This window comes from Burkholderia sp. YHN3-13 (genome assembly GCF_055810675.1).
Genome location: NZ_JBVVNQ010000077.1, coordinates 1 through 1076, shown reverse-complemented (window position 1 = coordinate 1076; position 1076 = coordinate 1). Strand labels below are relative to the sequence as shown.

The 1076-nt window shown below is 52.7% G+C and carries 1 protein-coding gene and 1 pseudogene; both read right to left on the bottom strand.

Features of this window, described 5'->3' with window-relative positions:
- Positions 1-617 (bottom strand): ESPR-type extended signal peptide-containing protein (locus AC0KUR_RS37930; RefSeq protein ID WP_473377394.1); only part of this gene is annotated, 617 nt, incomplete at its 3' end.
- Between the two features lie 153 nt (positions 618-770).
- Positions 771-1076 (bottom strand): annotated as a pseudogene (locus AC0KUR_RS37925) (hypothetical protein); the annotation flags it as partial.

The following is a 1076-nucleotide window of genomic DNA, read 5'->3' as shown; positions in this document are numbered from 1 at the left end:
CCGTCGGTCAACGATGAATTAGCGTGGAAGTACGAGACTGCAACGCCACTGAGCGTCGTGGTACCGGATACCGTCAGGTTACCCACCATCAGGTTCGGGATGTACATCGAGTCTAACGAAGCGACACCGTTAGTAAGGGCGCCACTACTGAATATGCTTATCTGATTCAGATTGGCAGAGGGCGCACAATTTACAACAGAGCTTCCCGGACCGATGTTATAAAGAGACAGAACTGGTACGCTATTAAGGTACGCGGACGCTGTGGAATTAGTTGGAACAAATTCACCTACACCACTGGCAGCAATGTAACTGCAATTGCCATTGACCCCATTTGTAACAGCATTAAACCCTCCAGCCGATACATTTATGCCAGCAGCATTATAATATGGAGTAGCAGAGGCGCCAACCGAAAAAAATACACCCCATGACGCCATCGTAACCAGCAGGCATCTTTTTAAAGAGAAATTTCTTAATTCCGACAACTGCCTGCTTGAGTTCGACGTCGTGACGCACCCAGTGGTTGTACCACCACTCTTGGACACTGCTGTTGCGAGCTCGGACGCGACGACCACTTGTCCTGTCCGGGAGTTAAAGAAAGTCTTGTAGATGCGGTTCATAACAATCCCCTTTTTAGATTGACAACATTGGCCTCAAAATAATTCGATCATTTATCGTTTTTCTACTTCTACCGCCCACCTCGACTACAAAACAAACCTGCTCGCTTCCCACGCCGTTTTTATGTGCTTCGTGATTTGCGTGGACGCGATCACTTAAACTCCGACCTGACACCGCCGATCCATTTCACGTCTCGCGGACGGCACACTCCATTGACCGTTTTTCCGCTCCACCTCGACCGGCAACCGGCAGTACGCGCCGTGCTGCTGCCCATACCGACCCGTCTGCCGAATCAGCCGTAAAATCTCGCGCCTCCACTGGAGATCGCGCGCACCTCGCAGCGCCTCGCTCAGGCGCTGACGTGCCCCTTCCGCAATCGCCGACTGCTTGCCGAAGAATCCCGTGGCCAGACCCGCGTCATAGGCACGGCACACCATCTCCGCCACCTCCGGATCCGGGAA